The sequence below is a fragment of the Streptomyces sp. NPDC002835 genome (assembly GCF_053591995.1).
The window spans coordinates 76,210-92,487 of record NZ_JBSFUW010000021.1 but is presented as its reverse complement, the minus strand read 5'-3'; the positions used below and the strand labels follow the sequence as shown (position 1 = coordinate 92,487).

Below are 16,278 nucleotides of genomic sequence, written 5' to 3'. Positions count from 1 at the left end.
CGTTGTGACGCCGAGAGTGACCCGGGCCACGTTCCGAGCCGTACGATGGCGCGGTGCTGGTCAAGTGGATTCGCTGCACGGTCGTGGACCGCCGAGGCTTCGAGCGCGGGCAGCGGAAATGGGCGGGGCTGCTGGGTGAGCCGGGATTCAGGGGGCAGGGCGGAGGATGGAGCAGGATACGGCCGAACGTGGCCCACATCTTCGCGTTCTGGGAGACCCGGGCGTTCTACGACTCGTTCATGGCGCGCTCCCACGACCGGCTCGCGTCCGGGCAGACGGGCACGTACAAGGACCTGCAGGCGAAGCTGTTCGACCACCGCTTCGACGTCAAGACCGGTTTCCAGCCGCGGTTCACGGAATCCGATGTGGTCAGAGTGGCGCACTGCCGGGTCCGTGAGGACAGGGCCGAGCACTTCTCCCTGATGCAGGAGAAGGTGTGGAACCCGGCCATGGCCGGCTCGCCGGGGATGGTGCGGGGGGTGTTCGGGGAGGCGCCCGGCAACGAGTTCCTCGTGATGTCCATGTGGCTGGCGGCGGCTGAGCACGGGAAGTACCGCTCCGAGCGCGTCGAGCGGCTGCTGCTGCGCGCACAGACTCAGGCGGACGTCGTGGCCCTGGCCGGTGACGTCGTGGCCCTGGAACCGTCGTGGACGGTGTGATCAGCTCTCCGGCGCGGTGAAGGCGCCGGCCCGCACTCCCGCGAAGGCGGCCGCGGCCGCCTGGTCCGCGACCGCGTGGCCTATCGGTTCCCGGGTGATGAACAGTCTGAAGTAGATCGGCGCCGAGACGGCCCTGACGACGGCGCCCGCGTCCGTCTCCGGCGCGGCCTCCCCGCGCTCGACCGCACGGCGGACGATGCTCTCACAGCGCGAGAAGCGCTCCGTGTAGAAGGCGTGCAGCGCGTCGGCCGCGCGCTGGGACTGGAATGCCGCGGCGATGATCGCGGTGGGCGCGGCGGCCTGCGCCGGATCGGCGAACGAATCGGCTGCCTCGCGTGCCAGCGCCCGAAGGTCCCTTTCGAGGCTTCCCGTGTCAGGCGGGCTCCAGTCGTCCTCGCCAGCCAGGTCGAGCGCGTCTGCGACGAGGCCCTCGATATCGCCCCAGCGTCGGTAGAGGGTGGTCTTGTGCACGCCGGAGTGCTCCGCGACGTATTCGACGGTGAGGCCGGGGTATCCGTGCTCGCCCAGGCCTGTGAGGACGGCGTCGCGGACCGCGGCGCGGGTGCGGGCGGTACGGCCGCCGGGGCGGAGTGTGCCCGGCGCGGACTGTGTGGCATTCAATTGCTACTCCTGTTGCGTTAGGTGGTTCGAGTCTGCCACACTCGACGTAACGCGACAACAGTTGCGTTAAATCTTCGGAGGTGCCTTTGCCCACTCAGATCTCGATGCGTGGTGTGACCCTGTCCCGCGGGGACAGGCTGCTGCTCGACGACGCCTCCCTCGCCGTGCGCCCGGGCGAACGGATAGGCGTCGTCGGCGAGAACGGCGCGGGCAAGTCCACGCTGCTGCGCCTGCTGGCCGGTATCGAGCGACCGGACGCCGGTGACGTGGTCACCGTCATCGAGAACGGGGCGGGACACCTCGCCCAGACCCCGCAGCTGCCGCCCGGCAGCACCGTCGGCGACGTCGTCGACGCGGCTCTCGAAGAGCTGCGCTCGATGGAGGCGAGGATGCGCGACCTGGAGCAGGCCCTGGGCTCGGGGCGGGCCGATGTTCTCGACGAGTACGGCGATCTGCTGACGCACTTCGAGCTCCGCGGCGGATACGACGCCGATGCGCGAGTCGACAAAGCGATCAACGGACTGGGTATCGCCCACATCGGCCGGGAGCGCACCCTCGGCAGCCTGTCCGGCGGGGAGCAGGCGCGACTCGGCATCGCCTGCCTCGTGGCGGCGGCGCCCGAGGTCATGCTGCTGGACGAGCCGACGAATCACCTGGACGGAGCCGCGCTCGACTGGCTGGAGAGCGCCCTGCTCGACCACACCGGGACGGTGATCGCCGTTTCGCACGACCGGACCTTCCTGGAGCGGGTCACCACCGCCCTTATAGAGGTGGACGCGGACCGCCGCACCGTCGTGCGGTACGGCGGTGGCTACGAAGGCTTCCGCGCCGAGCAGGCGGCCGCGCGCAGACGCTGGGAGCAGGCCTACGCGGAGTGGACGGAGGAGACGGCGCGCCTGGAGGCGTTCGCGGCGACCACCGCGCACGGCGTCGCGGCCGGCCGATCCATGAAGGACAACAACAAGATGGCGTACGACCGGGCCGGTGCCAGAGTCCAGGCGTCGGTGTCGGGACGGATCCGCAACGCGCAGGAGCGGCTGCGCCGGCTCCGCGCGGAGCCCGTCCCGAAGCCGCCGGAGCCACTGCGCTTCACGGCAGGGCCGGTCTCCGGCGCGGCGGCGGGCGAGCTGGTCACCCTCTCCGACGTGCGCGTGGGGGACAGGCTCTCGGTCGGCCGGCTCACGGTCGAGGCCGGGCAGAAGCTGCTGATCCACGGTGGCAACGGCGCCGGGAAGTCCACTCTGCTCCGGGTGATGGCCGGTCTGCTCGCACCGGACGCCGGCGCCGTGCGGCGCAGGGGGAGGATCGGGTTCCTCGCCCAGGAGATACCGGTCGACCGGCCGGCGGAGTGCGTCCTGGAAGTCTTCGGGAGGGGCCTGCCGCTCACCGACGACGAGCTCGAGGGGTTGCTGCTGTCCTACGGACTCTTCCGCCCGCGGGACCTGCACGTCGCCGTGGGAGCCCTTTCGGCCGGGCAGCGTCGCCGCCTGGCGCTGGCCCGTCTGCTGGCGCGGCCCGCCGATCTGCTGCTCCTCGACGAGCCGGCCAACCACCTGGCACTCGGGCTGGTCGAGGAGCTGGAGGAAGCCCTGTCCGTCTGGACCGGCGCCCTGGTGGTGGTCTCGCACGACCGCCTGCTGCGCCGGCGCTTCGAAGGGAGGGTGCACCGGATGGCCTCCGGCCGACTGCTCGACTGAATGGTTCTAGGGTCGTCCTATGGCGCGACCGCGACGCATCGTCCTCGTCCGGCACGGAGAGTCGGTGGGCAATGCCGACGACACGGTGTACGAACGCGAGCCCGACCACGCCCTCCGGCTGACCGCCGCCGGCCTGGCACAGGCTGCGGAGACCGGGGCACGGCTGCGGGAACTCTTCGGAAGCGAACGCGTCAGCGTCTACGTCTCCCCCTACCGCCGGACCCATGAGACGTTCAGGGCGTTCGGCCTCGACCCGGAGCTCGTACGGGTCCGCGAGGAGCCGAGGCTGCGCGAGCAGGACTGGGGGAACTGGCAGGACAGGGACGACGTACGGCTCCAGAAGGCGTATCGCGACGCTTACGGCCACTTCTTCTACCGCTTCGCCCAGGGGGAGTCCGGCGCCGACGTGTACGACCGGGTCGGCGCGTTCCTGGAGAGCCTCCACCGCAGTTTCGAGGCCCCCGACCACCCGCCGAACGTGCTCCTGGTCACTCACGGACTGACCATGCGGCTGTTCTGCATGCGCTGGTTCCACTGGTCGGTGGCGGAGTTCGAGTCGCTGTCCAATCCGGGCAACGGCGAGACCCGCACACTGTGGCTCTGCGACGACGGGCGCTACCGCCTCGACCGGCCCTTCGAGCGCTGGCGGACCCCGGAGCCGTATGGCACCACCGGTTAGAGTGGCAGGAAGATGACCGCTGATTCCGCATCCGACCGGCGCTTCGAACGCGCTCTGGACAGCCTGCGAGGCCTGTCCGTGGGAGACGCCCTGGGCTCCCAGTTCTTCGTTCCCTCCAACTATCCGCTGCTGAAACGGCGCGAGCTGCCGCCCTCCCTCTGGCAGTGGACCGACGACACGGAGATGGCCTGCTCGGTCCTTGCCGTCCTCGTCGGTCACCACCGCGTGGACCAGGACGCCCTCGCCCGGTCCTTCGCCGAACACCACGACTTCGACCGTGGCTACGGCCCCGCGGTCAACCGGCTGCTCCGGCTGGTCAGAGAGGGCGGCGACTGGCGGGAGCTCTCGGCGGAGCTGTTCGAGGGGCAGGGCTCCTGGGGCAACGGCTCCGCCATGCGGATCGCGCCTCTCGGCGCCTGGTACGCGGACGACCCGGAACAGGCCACGCACCAGGCCGAGATCTCCTCGTACCCCACGCACCAGCACCGGGAGGCCGTGGTCGGCGCCATGGCCGTGGCCGCGGCGGCCGCGCTGGCGGCGGATCCGGCGGGCCCGCCCGCTCCGGCGGACCTGCTGGACGGCGTCATCTCCCTGGTGCCGCGCAGCGCCGTGGGCGCCGGTCTGCGGCGGGCCCGGGACATGCTCGACTACAACGACGCCGGAACCGTCGCCGCCGTACTGGGCAGCGGCCGGCGTACCAGCGCCCATGACACGGTGCCTTTCGCGCTGTGGTCCGCGGCCCGGTCGCTCGGGGACTTCGAGCAGGCGTTCTGGACCACCGCCCAGGTCGGTGGCGATGTCGACACCACCTGCGCCATCGCCTGCGGCGTCGTCGCCGCCACGAAGGCCGGACAGCCGCCGGCGCACTGGCTGGAGCGGACAGAGCCACTGCCCGACTGGCTGCCCGGGGCACCCGGCGCGGACCGCACGAGCTGAGACCGGAAGGGCGCGCGGCGGCGCCGGCCGGGAGGCCGGAACTGCGTCCGCTGGCGGGGCCGGCACCGCCCGATGAGTCTGCGCCCGGGCACTGGAGAGCCTGCGCGGCGGCTCAGCACTGGGCCGTCGGCAGGCGGCGCCGGGCGCAGGCCGTACCCCCGTGGACGGCCTGTACCCGGCGCGCTCATGCGGCGGAGCGCGTCATGCGGCGTGTCCGCCTGGACCCGCCGCCCCGCTGAGCGCCTCCAGGTCACTCTTGCGGACCCGCACCACGAACAGGGCCGTCACCACCGCGAGCGCGACCAGACCCACCCCGGCCCAGAACGCTGTCGCGATCCCTTCGGCGAGCACCTGGTGGCCCCACGGGGGCGGCAGTTCGTGGGTCTTGGCGAAGGCTTCCTGCTGAGCGGGCGTCGCCTCGGCGAGGAACGACGGCAGCTGCCGCTCGGCCTCGTCGCGGCTCGCCGTCCCGAACACCGTCATCAGGATCGACAGACCGAGGGATCCGCCGACCATCTGCGTGGCATTGAGCAGGCTCGAGGCGGCGCCGGACTCGTGCTGCGCCACGCCGGACACAGCGGTCAGCGTCGCCGTCACGAAGACCAGCCCCATGCCGAAGCCGAAGAGCAGCATCGGACCGAGTACGCCGCTCCCGTAGGAGCTGTCGGGGGAGATGAAGGTGAGCCACGTGATGCCGGTGCCCGTGAACACGGTTCCGGCGGCGAGGAACGGCTTGGGCCCCAGCACCGGCAGCAGTCGCGACGAGAGGCCTGCCGCGACGACGATCATCACCGTGACCGGAAGGAACGCGAGGCCTGAGGTGATGGGGCTGTAGTTCAGCACGTTCTGCACGAACAGGACGATGAAGAAGAACATGCCGAACATCGCCGCCGCGAGGCTCATCATGATCACGTAGGTGCCCGACCGGTTGCGGTCGGCGAACATGCGCAGAGGAGTGATCGGATCGCGCGCCTTGCGCTCGGTCAGCACGAAGGCCGTCAGCAGCGCCACGGCGGCGGCGAACGCGCCGAGCGTGAGCCCGTCGCTCCAGCCCTCCTCAGAGGCCCGGATGAAGGCGTAGACCAGCGACGCCATGCCCGCGGTCGAGGTGAGCGCGCCCGTCACGTCGAACCGGCCCGGGTTGCGCTCCGACTCGTTAATGTACACCGGGGCGAGGACGGCGATGAGGATGCCGATGGGCAGGTTCACGTAGAAGACCCAGCGCCAGTCCAGCCACTCCGTGAGCATGCCGCCCGCCAGGAGCCCGATGGCGGCGCCGCTGGCGGAGACGGCCGCGAAGATGCCGAACGCGCGTGTGCGTTCCGGTCCTTCACGGAAGGTCGTGGTGATCAGCGCGAGGGCCGTGGGCGAGGCGATCGCTCCGCCCACGCCCTGCAGCACGCGGGCCGCGAGCATCTGCCACGGTTCCTGGGCGACGCCGCACAGCAGCGAGGCGAAGGTGAACAGCAGCACGCCGGAGACGAACACCCGGCGGCGCCCGAGGATGTCGCCCGCCCTGCCGCCGAGCAGCAGAAGACCGCCGAAGGTGAGCGTGTAGGCGTTCACCACCCACGAGAGCTGCGTCGTGCTGAACTCGAGCGCTCCCTGAATGTGCGGGAGCGCGATGTTCACAATCGTGGTGTCGAGGACCACCATGAGCTGCAGGGCGGCGATGACGGTGAGCGCGATGCCGGGGCGCCCCTGCCGACGGGCCGCTCCTGGTGGAGAAGGTGCTGTTAACTGAGAGGTTGTCACTACGAGTCCCCCACGCATGAGTTAGTGAACGAAGGCGTTCACTTTTTCGTCAACCGTAGAGAGTCCCCGTCAGTGAACGCAAGCGTTCACTGAGCCTCCCGTCCCCAACGGAGATATGACGATGGCCACTTCGCGCTGGACCGGTGCCGCACAGGCTCCGCCGGGCCCGCTGCGCCGGCGAGGGCCCGTGCTCGAACGAGCGATCCTCGAAGCCGCGCTGGAGCAACTCAGTACGGTCGGATGGAACGGATTCACCATGGAAGGGGTCGCCGCCCGGGCGCAGACGGGCAAGGCGGCCGTCTACCGGCGCTGGCCCTCCAAGGAGGACCTGGTCGTCGACGCTCTCGAGGCCGGGCTCCCGCGGCTGGACGAGGCCGCCGACCACGGGTGCGTACGGGACGACCTCTTCCACGTCTGCTGCCGGGTGCGTGACGCGATGTTCTCCCGCACCGGGATCGCACTGCGATCGGTGCTTTACGAATGCGACGCGGTGGCGGCCGAACGCTTCCAGGGCGTGATCACCAGTCGGGTCGTCGAGCCGTCCGTCGAGCTCTTCCGCGCGGTGGTGCAGCGCGGAGTTGCCCGCGGCGACGTCCGGGCGGACGCGGTCTGCGAGCTGGTCCTCGATGTGGTCCCCGGCCTGCTGATGTACCGCTCGAAGGTGTGCGGGAGCGAATGGCCCGACCAGGACATCGCCAGGATGATCGACCAGGTCATGGTCCCGTTGCTCCGGCCGCACAGCTGCCGCCCGACCGTCGGCGGATCGTGACCTGCATCCGGTTGTCATCAGGCCACCCGGGCGGCGTACCCTTGCTGGCGCCATGCCCTACGAACCACCCACCCACGCAGTCGAGCGCTCGATCCGGGCGACCACCGGCGCCAAGATCGTCGCAGGTATCGACGAGGTCGGGCGCGGAGCGTGGGCCGGGCCGGTGACGGTGTGCGCCGCGATCACCGGACTGCGCAGGCCACCCGTCGGCCTGACCGACTCCAAGCTGATCACTCCCAAGCGCCGCGAGGAGATGGCAGAGGTGCTGGAGGGCTGGGTCACGGCTCACGCCCTCGGTCACGCCTCGCCGGAAGAGATCGACGAGCTGGGGATGACGGCGGCCCTCAGGCTGGCAGCCGGCCGGGCCCTCGAAGGCCTGCCGGTCCGTCCCGATGCCATCATCCTCGACGGCAAGCACGACTACCTGGGAGTGCCCTGGCAGGTGCGTACGGTGATCAAGGGGGACCAGTCGTGCGTGGCCGTCGCCGCCGCGTCGGTGATCGCCAAGGTGCGCAGGGACGCGATGATGGCGCAACTGCCGGAGGACTTCGCCGCCTTCGGTTTCGCCGAGAACGTCGGCTACCCCTCGCCCGTGCACAAGGCCGCACTCCGGGAACTGGGCCCCACGCCGTACCACCGGCTCTCCTGGGCCTATCTCGACGCGCTGCCCCGGTGGCGGCACCTCAAGAAGGTCCGCGTGTCCCCGGAGGCGGCCGAACTGGAAAGCGGGGGCCAGCTCGGCTTCGACTTCTGAACTCGCCCTGCCGTCAATCCGGTCGCACTGTTCGTGCCCACCCGCCGATGCCTTCCGCACCGGCGTTTGATAGACATCCACCCATGCCTCTCATTCCCGAGGAGCCTCAGATTCACGAGAGCGCCCAGGGTCCCCGCGTCACTCCGGCCACCGGCCGCACCGCGCCGACCCCCCGTCCTGTCCCCGGTCCCCGTTCCGCGGCGTCGCCGCGCCCCGGTCACCCGGGCCCCGGCCCGTCCAGGCCCGCACCGCCCGCGCAGCGCGCGTCCGGTGCGGCCGGCAAGCCGAAGCCGCCCCGGCCGGAGAATCGTTCCGAGCCGCAGATCCAGCTGGTCCCCGCGCCCGCCGACGGTGCGCTGGACGCCGCCGACGAGGCGGTCGACCTGCTGCTCGACTCCGGCCGCGCCCCTGGCGACGTGCTGGTGTTCACCACCGGTGACCAGCACCCGTGGGCCGCTCACGAGCTGTCCTTCGGCGAAAGCGCCTACTGGGCACAGCACGACGCCCGCGACGACGTCTTCTACGCCGACGCCGCATCGGTGGACCGGGCCGCTGCCCGGCCCGTCGTGGTGGTCGCCGTCAACGGCGGCACGGACGGCACCGCCGCCAGTGCGCTGCCGGCCGCGCTGAAGAAGGCTTCGGCGCTGCTCATCGTCTGCGGTGACCCCCAGCGCATCAACGCCGTGCTCGGCGCGGGCGTCTGATGCGGACCGCCTGAACGGGCCGTACGTCCGGTCGTGCTCCGGCTGCCCGGTCAGGGGCAGCCGGGCGGGCGGTTCAGCGGGCCGCCGTGCGCCGGAGCGCGTCCACGGTGCCGCCCGCCGTACGCAGGGGTACCGGCTCGGCATCGATCCCCGCGTCCGCCAAACGGCCGGGTGACGACGTCGAGTTGGGGTGCCGGCCGCCGCGTCCCTCGCCCAGCACCTGCCAACCGCCGCGTGTCAGCGTGATGTACGCGCCGCAGCGCAGCCCGTGCAGCGTGCACGCGTCCCGCAGGCCCCACATCCAGGCTCCGTCCTCCTCCGTCCACCGCTCGTCGCCCTCGCGGCAGTAGAGCAGCACCGCGGTGCGCACGGGCGTCCGGCGGCGGAGGTCGTGCGGGATCACTCGGCGCAGGTGGGCCAGCAGCGCGTTGCGGAACTCCCAGCCGTCCGCCGGCGCGGCGCGCCGGGAGAACGACGCGCTGGCCGCGAGCCGTTCCTCGTGATCGAGCACGGCGACGACCGCCGTGCTGGGTGCGGGACGATGCCGGGCATGCAGTCCACCGACCACCTCGCGGGGATTGCGCAGCAGCGGGATACCGGCTGCCGCCCATTCGGCCGGCTCGAGCAACCGGGCAAGGCGGTTGGCGGAGTTGGCCGATGCGGTGATCGAGGTGGCTGCGGACGAAGCGAATCCGAAGGTCACGGTCCTCCCTTCGCATACGCGCCCACAGTGCGGGCAGGGTCGGGTGAGGGCGCGCCACGGCATGGCCCTTGGGGACCGCGAACGGGCCGTGCGGGGGAGCACTCCAATTCTTCCTGGCGCATGGGAATGCGGCAACGAGCAATTCGGCACCACCGGTGGAAAACAGCGGGTATGACGCTCATATCCCTTCCCCTGTCCGTCCGTGACGACCCCTGTACTTCAGGACGTGACGGCTACTTCAGGACTGGATGGCAAGGACCAGGGGGAACACCCCCTTCGCGCCCGCCCTGCGCAGCAGCCGTGACGCCACGGCCAGCGTCCAGCCGCTCTCCGAGAAGTCGTCGACCAGCAGCACCGGTCCGCCCGCGGCGGCCAGCGCCTCCGCCAGCTCCGGGGGCACGACGAGCGACTCGTGCAGAGCCCGCACCCGCTGGGCGCTGTTGGTGCGCGACATCCCCGTCTCAAGCGCCTCCGGCACGTACTCGAGGGATCCCAGCAGAGGCATCCGCCCGACCTCCCCGATACGGCCGGCGAGGGAGCTGATCAGACGCGGCCGGGTGCGGGACGCGACCGTGACCACGCCCGCGGGGCGCTGCGGCGCGTCCGGGGCCCCGGATGCCCAGCCGCCGGGCCCCCTGGCCCAGTCGGAGAGCACGGTCACGACCGCGTCGGCCATGTCGTCGGGCACTGGGCCGTCCGGTGCCTGGGGCGAGAACATCGGACGGAGCCGGTTGCCCCAGCCGATGTCCGAAAGCCGCCCCAGCGCCCGCCCCGTGAAGGACTGCTCACTCTGCGGGATACGGCCCTTGAGATCGATGCCGACGGCGGCCAGCCCCGTCGGCCACATCTTGCGGGGCTCGACCTCCGCGCCGGGCCTGCCCAGCTCGCCCCGTGCCGCGTCCAGCGCCGCCGTGGACACCTTGTCGCTGAACCGCGCGCCGGAGCAGTTGTCGCAACGGCCGCAGCGCGACGCCTCCTCGTCGTCCAACTGGCGCCGCAGGAACTCCATCCGGCAGTCGGTGGAGCTCACGTAGTCCCGCATAGCCTGCTGCTCGGCGGCGCGCTGCCGGGCCACCCACGCATACCGCTCGGAGTCGTAGGACCAGGGCTGCCCGGTGGTGGTCCAGCCGCCCTTCACCCTGCGTACGGCGCCGTCCACGTCGAGCACCTTGAGCATGGTCTCGAGCCGGGTGCGCCGCAGCTCCACCAACGGTTCCAGGGCCGGCAGCGACAGAGGGCGCCCGGCCTGCGCCAGCACGTCCAGCGTGCGCCGCACGAGCTCCTCGGGCGGGAAGGCGACCGAGGCGAAGTACTGCCAGATCGCCTCGTCCTCCTTGCCGGGCAGCAGCAGCACCTCCGCATGCTCCACACCACGGCCGGCGCGGCCCACCTGCTGGTAGTACGCGATCGGGGACGAGGGCGAACCGAGGTGTACGACGAAGCCGAGGTCAGGCTTGTCGAACCCCATGCCCAGCGCCGAGGTCGCCACCAGGGCCTTGACCCGGTTGGCGAGCAGATCCTCCTCCGCCTGCTGCCGGTCGGCGTTCTCCGTGCGTCCGGTGTACGAGGTCACGGTGTGGCCGCACTGGCGCAGATACGCGGTGACCTCCTCGGCGGCGGCGACCGTCAGGGTGTAGATGATCCCGGACCCGGGCAGCTCGCCGACGTGATCCGCGAGCCAGGCCAGCCGCGTCGCGGCGTCCGGGAGCCGCAGCACGCCGAGGCTGAGGCTCTCCCTGTCCAGCGGGCCGCGCAGCACCAGGGCGTCGGTGCCGGCTCCCGTGCCCAGCTGCTCCGCCACGTCCGCCGTGACCCGCGCGTTGGCCGTGGCCGTCGTGGCGAGGACAGGAACGCCCCCGGGGAGATCGGCGAGCATGGTGCGCAGCCTGCGGTAGTCGGGCCGGAAGTCGTGGCCCCAGTCGGAGATGCAGTGCGCCTCGTCCACCACGAGCAGTCCGGTCGCCGCGGCCAGCCGGGGCAGCACCTGGTCGCGGAAATCGGGGTTGTTGAGCCGCTCGGGACTGACGAGCAGCACATCCACCTCGCCCTCGGCGATCTCGGACTGGATGGTCTCCCACTCCTCGGGGTTGGACGAATTGATCGTCCGGGCGCGGATACCGGCTCGCGCCGCGGCCTCCACCTGGTTGCGCATCAGCGCGAGCAGGGGAGAGACGATCACGGTGGGGCCGCTGCCGCTCGCCCGGAGCAGCGAGGTGGCGACGAAGTAGACCGCGGACTTGCCCCATCCCGTCCGCTGGACGACCAGCGCCCTGCGCTTGTCCGCGACCAGGGCCTCGATCGCCCGCCACTGGTCCTCGCGCAGCCGGGCACGACCCGAGGTGTCGGAAACGAGCCGGGCCAGGACGGAATCGGCGGAAGCCCTGAGCTCCGCGCGGTCTGCGTTGGTCATCCCCCCATGCAACCCGATGGCACCGACAAACCGCGAACGAGCCGCCAAGCATGTGGATAACTTTATCCACAGGGGTCGCGCGGTCCGGATCTGCGCGGGAGCGTCGTCGCATGAACAAGCACCACGACCTCAGCGGCACAGACCAGCAGATCACCCTGCGCGGCCCGGCCGAACTGGCCGACGCGCTCCCGTACATGATGGGGTTTCACCCGACTGATTCCATCGTCCTCGTCGCCCTGCACGGCAGCAGCGGACGCTTCGGCGGACGACTGCGGCTCGGTATCCCACCCTCGCCGGGGGAATGGGGTCCGGTCGCCGCGCAGCTCGCCGAATGCCTCGTCCAGGGCTGCCGCCGCCGCGGACCCGGGCCCGACGGCATCGTGGCCTTCCTCTGCCAGGAACCGGCGGAGGGCGAGAGCGGGCAACAGGTCATGGAACGGCTGCGTCCGCTGGCCCAGCGACTTCGCACCGCCTGCGGCAGCCTCGACGTACCGGTGTACGAGGCACTGTGCATCTCTGATGGCCGCCTGTGGAGCTACTGCTGCCCCGACGCCCGCTGCTGCCCGCCCGACGGCACGCCCCTCGCCCTGCCCGGCACGTCGGTGATGGCCGCCGCGGCCGCGTACGCGGGAATCAGGGTGCGCGGCAGCCTGCGCGACATGGAGCAGCGGTACGCACCGGCGAACGCTCCCGAGGCTCGGGACCAGGTCCGGGCGCTCGATGCGGCAGGTGTGGCGATCACCGGCAGGATCCTCGACGCCCAGGGACGGCAGGAGGTCGCGGAGGAGACCGTGACGCTCGCCCGCCGTCTGCTGGAACGGATGGCGGACGACCCACGTGGCGACGACGACCCCGGCGCCGACGCGGCCGACGACCGGCTGGTCTCCGCGGACGAGGCCGCGGCGGTCATCCTCGGCCTGCAGGACCGGGAGACCAGGGACCGGGCGGCGCAGTGGATGGAGGGCGTGGAAGCGGCCCCGGCACTCCGCGTCTGGCGGGTCCTGTCGCGCCGGTGCGTGCCCCCGTACACGGAACACGCTGCGGCACCGCTCACCCTCGCGGGCTGGGTGTCGTGGTCCCTGGGTGACGAACCCGGTGCCCGCGTCGCCCTGGGGCTCGCTCTGCAGGCCGATCCCGAGTACGTGTTCGCGCGGCTGCTGCACCAGGCGTGCAACGAAGGGCTGGACCCGGAGACCGTGCGCCACTGCCTGCGACAGGCACGCGACGCCCCGCCGGCGGCGCCGCCGTCCGCACCCCCTGCCCGGAACTCCCGCACGCGGACCCGGAGGCGTCGCACCAGGCCCCTCGGGAAGTCCGCCGCCCAGCGGGAGCGGTCGGAGTCCCGGAGCGAGAGCGGCCGCCCCGCCCCTGGCCGCCCACGCAACGGCACAGCCGCCGCCCGGGCCCGCGCGCGTGCCGGGCGGCGGAGCGGACAGCGCGGCACCAGGAGCGGGCGGTGACGGCGGCGACGGCCGTGAAGGCGGTGCGGACAGCGGCGGCGGTGACCGGACGGAACGTGCAGGCGCCCAACGCCGCGGCGGCGACGTACGGTCCGTGCCGCCACGCCCGGGCGAGCACGCCGTGGACCGGCTCCAGTTGGAGGTGCGAGCCGTCGTCGCCGGGCGGGTGCGACCGGGTGAGTAATCCAGCCGTGCAGGTGGCGAAGGGTGTCTTTATCGTCAGGCAGACGACTATGATCGCGGCATGTCGCCCTACGACCCGTCGGCCTTTCCGCCCTTCGCCGTCACTGTCGATCTGGTCGTGCTCACCGTGCGTCGGCACGCGCTCTGCGCTCTGGTCGTGCGCCGTGGTGAGCCGCCGTTCCAGGGCAGGTGGGCGTTGCCCGGCGGCTTCGTCAGGGGCGACGAGGACCTGGCGGCGGCAGCGGCGCGCGAACTGTCCGAGGAAACGGGCCTGTGCGCGCACGACCCGGCGTCCCCGGGCGCGGCCAACGGCGCCCACCTGGAACAGCTCGCCACCTACGGTGACCCCAAGCGTGACCCCCGTATGCGGGTGGTGAGCGTCGCGCATCTGGTGCTCGCTCCGGACCTGCCGGCGCCCCGAGCGGGCGGGGATGCCAACAGTGCGCGCTGGGCGCCGGTCGAGGAGCTCCTCGCCCGTGACAGCGTCTTCGCGCGCGAGGAGGAACAGCCGGCGCCGCTCGCCTTCGACCACGCGCTGATCCTGGCGGACGGTGTGGAGCGCGCCCGTTCCAAGATCGAGTACTCCTCGCTGGCCACCGCCTTCTGTCCGCCGGAGTTCACGGTGGGGGAGCTGCGGCGGGTGTACGAAGCGGTGTGGGGCGTCGCACTGGACCCCCGTAATTTCCACCGCAAGGTGACCGGCACGCCGGGCTTCCTGGTTCCGGCCGGAGGCACGACCACGCGGCAGGGCGGCCGCCCGGCGCAGCTCTTCCGTGCCGGTGGCGCGACGGTACTGAACCCGCCGATGCTGCGTCCCGAGGTCTGATCACGCGGGGATCGGCGCATCGGTCGTGTTCTGACACCCTGGGCTGCCGACCATGCGCAAGAAGTCTGAAATGTCGCGTTATCTTGCTGCGGTACCCGTGCTGCCGCTGAGCGGTCTCACCTTCCGCGAGAGAGGCGAGAGAAGCGATGCTCCAGGCCGTCGGACTGACCAGCACCCGCCGCCGGGAGCGTCGGCCCGCCGTCGACGACGTCACCTTCGAGGCCGGGCCGGGCCGCGTCACGATGCTGCTCGGTGCCTCCGGCGCCGGAAAGACGACAGCGCTGCGGCTCGCCCTCGGGCTCGAGGCCGGCCGGGGGGTCGCGTACTTCCGCGGGAACCCGCTGCATCGCATCGCCAACCCCGCATGCGAGGTGGGCGTCCTGCTCGGTGACGTGCCGGGGCACCCCGCCAGGACGGCCCGCAGCCAGCTGCGGATGCTGAGCGCGGCTGTCGGGGTGCCGGCCTCCCGCGCCGACGAACTGCTCGACGTCGTGGGCCTCGGCGCTCTCGCGCAGGAGCAGCTGGGCAGGCTGTCTCTCGGCATGGACCGCAGGCTCGGGCTGGCGTCCGCCCTGCTGGGGGATCCTCAGACGCTCGTCCTCGACGAGCCGTTCCGCGAGCTGTCCCCGCGCGACCGGAGCTGGTTGTCCGCGCTGCTGCGGGCGCACGCCGCGGACGGTGGAACGGTCCTGTGCACGATGCGCGACCCCAAGGAGGCCGCGAAGCTCGCGGATCGCGTCGTCACGCTCCACGAGGGCCGCCTCGTCGCGGACCAGGAGGCCGCCGACTTCTCGCGGACCCGGCTTCGCCCCCGTGTCGCCGTCCGCACCCCGCACGCTGCCCGGCTCGCCGCCGTTCTGGCACGCGAGGCACGGGCCTCACGGCGGTCGGTGGAAGTGGTCGCCGAGTACGGTGGCGGGCTGGCGGTCTTCGGCAGCAGTTGCGCCGAGGTCGGTGAGGCGGCCTTCCGGCACGGAGTGCTCGTCCACCGCCTCACCGACGAAGTCGGTGATACCTGCCCCGCCCCGGACTCCGCCGCCGGCGCGAGCGTGCCCGCCACAGCCACCGCTGCCGCAGTTCCAGTCCCCGCCACCTCCGACGAGCCGTCGCCCGCCCCCGACGCCCGGCCGACCACCTCCGACGCCCGTCCCGGCGCCCCCGACGCCCGACCGCCCGCCCCCGACACCCCGCCGCGCACCCCCGACGCCGGGCCCCCCACCGCCCCCGACGCAGCACCACGCCCCACCGCCCCCGCTCCCGTCGCGGTCCCGAAGCCCGCCCGCCCGGTGCGCAGCCCGCGGTGGCCGCTGCGCTACGAGATCCGCCGCCTGCTCGGCGTCCGCACCGCCCCCGTGATCGCCCTCGCCGCTCTCGCCGCCTCCCTCGCCCTGTGCGTGCTGCTGGCCCGGACGGAAGGCGCCCTGCACCCCCGGGCCGTCGTCGCGTGGCCCGACTACCTGCCGCTGCCGCCGGCGGCCTTCGGGGCCGGTCTGATCGGGGCGCTCGCCTTCGGTGAGGAGTTCCGCTATCCCACTCTTGCCGCCGCCCGGGGGACCGTGCCGCGCCGACTCGGCCTGCTCCTGGCCAAGCTCGGTGTGACCGCGGTCGCGGCCCTGGTGCTGGCGGGCCTCGTGGTGGCCGCCGACTTCCAGGCGCTTCGCCTCGTGTACGGGCCGGACTTGGTGGCGATGCCCGGCAATTGGGCGGGAGCGGCAGCCGGTTGGGGCGGTCTCTGCGTCGGCTGTGCCTGGTCCGGCCTGCTCGCCGCCGGCGTCTTCCGCGTCACGGCCGCAGGGGTGGCCGCGGTGCTCGCCGCACCGGTACTGGTGGCGCCACTCGTGCACAAGGTGATCGTCGTACCGGCGGCCCGCTCGATCACCGGACTTCCCGGCAGGCTGCGCGACCTGGCCTGGCTCGAGTTCCCTCAGCAGGCGGACCGCTGGCTGATCGCCGCGGGGCGGCTGCTGGCCCAGCCCGTGGGGGCCGCGATCGCACTGTCGCTGACGGCGCTCGTCTGCGCGTACGTGTTCACCGGTCTTCGCCGGAGGGCCTTTTGGTGACCGAGGGGTGACTGTCTGTTCGTGAACTGCCCGCGACGACTTGACTAATGCCCGTTTCCTTA

Annotated in this window: 14 protein-coding genes; 10 read left to right on the top strand and 4 right to left on the bottom strand. The window is 72.1% G+C overall.

The genetic code is table 11. The features are described from left to right. Positions 1-53: 53 nt before the first annotated feature. The gene (locus ACWD01_RS22600; RefSeq protein WP_451164520.1) at positions 54-659 is read left to right on the top strand and encodes a YdbC family protein; all 606 of its coding nucleotides are present in this window, start codon (positions 54-56) and stop codon (positions 657-659) included. Here the strand turns inward: ACWD01_RS22600 and ACWD01_RS22595 are convergent, their stop codons facing one another. Beyond that, positions 660-1,280: a TetR/AcrR family transcriptional regulator gene (locus ACWD01_RS22595; protein WP_451164518.1), complete on the bottom strand. Its 621-nt coding sequence runs from the start codon at positions 1,278-1,280 to the stop codon at positions 660-662. An 86-nt stretch (positions 1,281-1,366) separates the two neighbouring features. Here ACWD01_RS22595 and ACWD01_RS22590 point away from each other — a divergent pair, with 86 nt between their 5' ends. Genes ACWD01_RS22590 through ACWD01_RS22580 form a run of 3 tightly spaced genes read left to right on the top strand, consistent with a single transcriptional unit; the run spans position 1,367 to position 4,592 of the window. Continuing rightward, the gene (locus tag ACWD01_RS22590; protein ID WP_451164516.1) at positions 1,367-2,977 is read left to right on the top strand and encodes an ABC-F family ATP-binding cassette domain-containing protein; all 1,611 of its coding nucleotides are present in this window, start codon (positions 1,367-1,369) and stop codon (positions 2,975-2,977) included. Positions 2,978-2,996: 19 nt separating this feature from the next. After that, positions 2,997-3,656, top strand: coding sequence for a histidine phosphatase family protein (locus tag ACWD01_RS22585; protein ID WP_451164514.1), 660 nt, complete (start codon positions 2,997-2,999; stop codon positions 3,654-3,656). Between the two features lie 12 nt (positions 3,657-3,668). After that, entirely contained in the window at positions 3,669-4,592 is a 924-nt protein-coding gene (locus ACWD01_RS22580) for an ADP-ribosylglycohydrolase family protein (protein ID WP_451164512.1), read from the top strand. 201 nt (positions 4,593-4,793) lie between these two features. Here the strand turns inward: ACWD01_RS22580 and ACWD01_RS22575 are convergent, their stop codons facing one another. Next, on the bottom strand, positions 4,794-6,347 hold the full coding sequence (locus ACWD01_RS22575; protein ID WP_451164510.1) for an MFS transporter: 1,554 nt from the start codon (positions 6,345-6,347) through the stop codon (positions 4,794-4,796). A gap of 121 nt (positions 6,348-6,468) precedes the next feature. Between ACWD01_RS22575 and ACWD01_RS22570 the strand changes: the two genes are divergently transcribed. The 3 genes from ACWD01_RS22570 (at position 6,469) to ACWD01_RS22560 (ending at position 8,574) form a co-directional block, all read left to right on the top strand. Then, entirely contained in the window at positions 6,469-7,116 is a 648-nt protein-coding gene (locus tag ACWD01_RS22570) for a TetR/AcrR family transcriptional regulator (RefSeq protein WP_451164508.1), read from the top strand. 52 nt (positions 7,117-7,168) lie between these two features. Beyond that, entirely contained in the window at positions 7,169-7,870 is a 702-nt protein-coding gene (locus tag ACWD01_RS22565) for a ribonuclease HII (protein ID WP_451164506.1), read from the top strand. Between the two features lie 83 nt (positions 7,871-7,953). Further along, a complete protein-coding gene (locus ACWD01_RS22560; RefSeq protein WP_451164504.1) occupies positions 7,954-8,574 on the top strand; it encodes a hypothetical protein in 621 nt (206 codons plus the stop codon). Positions 8,575-8,647: 73 nt separating this feature from the next. Here ACWD01_RS22560 and ACWD01_RS22555 read toward each other — a convergent pair whose 3' ends face one another. Then, the gene (locus ACWD01_RS22555; protein WP_451164502.1) at positions 8,648-9,277 is read right to left on the bottom strand and encodes a hypothetical protein; all 630 of its coding nucleotides are present in this window, start codon (positions 9,275-9,277) and stop codon (positions 8,648-8,650) included. 238 nt (positions 9,278-9,515) lie between these two features. Next, entirely contained in the window at positions 9,516-11,687 is a 2,172-nt protein-coding gene (locus ACWD01_RS22550) for a RecQ family ATP-dependent DNA helicase (protein WP_451164500.1), read from the bottom strand. 110 nt (positions 11,688-11,797) lie between these two features. On the opposite strand from ACWD01_RS22550, the gene ACWD01_RS22545 reads away from it, so the two are divergent. From ACWD01_RS22545 to ACWD01_RS22535, 3 genes are all read left to right on the top strand, one after another. Beyond that, entirely contained in the window at positions 11,798-13,147 is a 1,350-nt protein-coding gene (locus ACWD01_RS22545; RefSeq protein ID WP_451164498.1) for a DUF4192 domain-containing protein, read from the top strand. A 244-nt stretch (positions 13,148-13,391) separates the two neighbouring features. Then, complete coding sequence (locus ACWD01_RS22540) at positions 13,392-14,156, top strand: NUDIX hydrolase (RefSeq protein WP_451164496.1); 765 nt, start codon at positions 13,392-13,394, stop codon at positions 14,154-14,156. A gap of 146 nt (positions 14,157-14,302) precedes the next feature. Then, entirely contained in the window at positions 14,303-16,216 is a 1,914-nt protein-coding gene (locus ACWD01_RS22535; protein WP_451164494.1) for an ATP-binding cassette domain-containing protein, read from the top strand. Positions 16,217-16,278 lie beyond the last annotated feature (62 nt).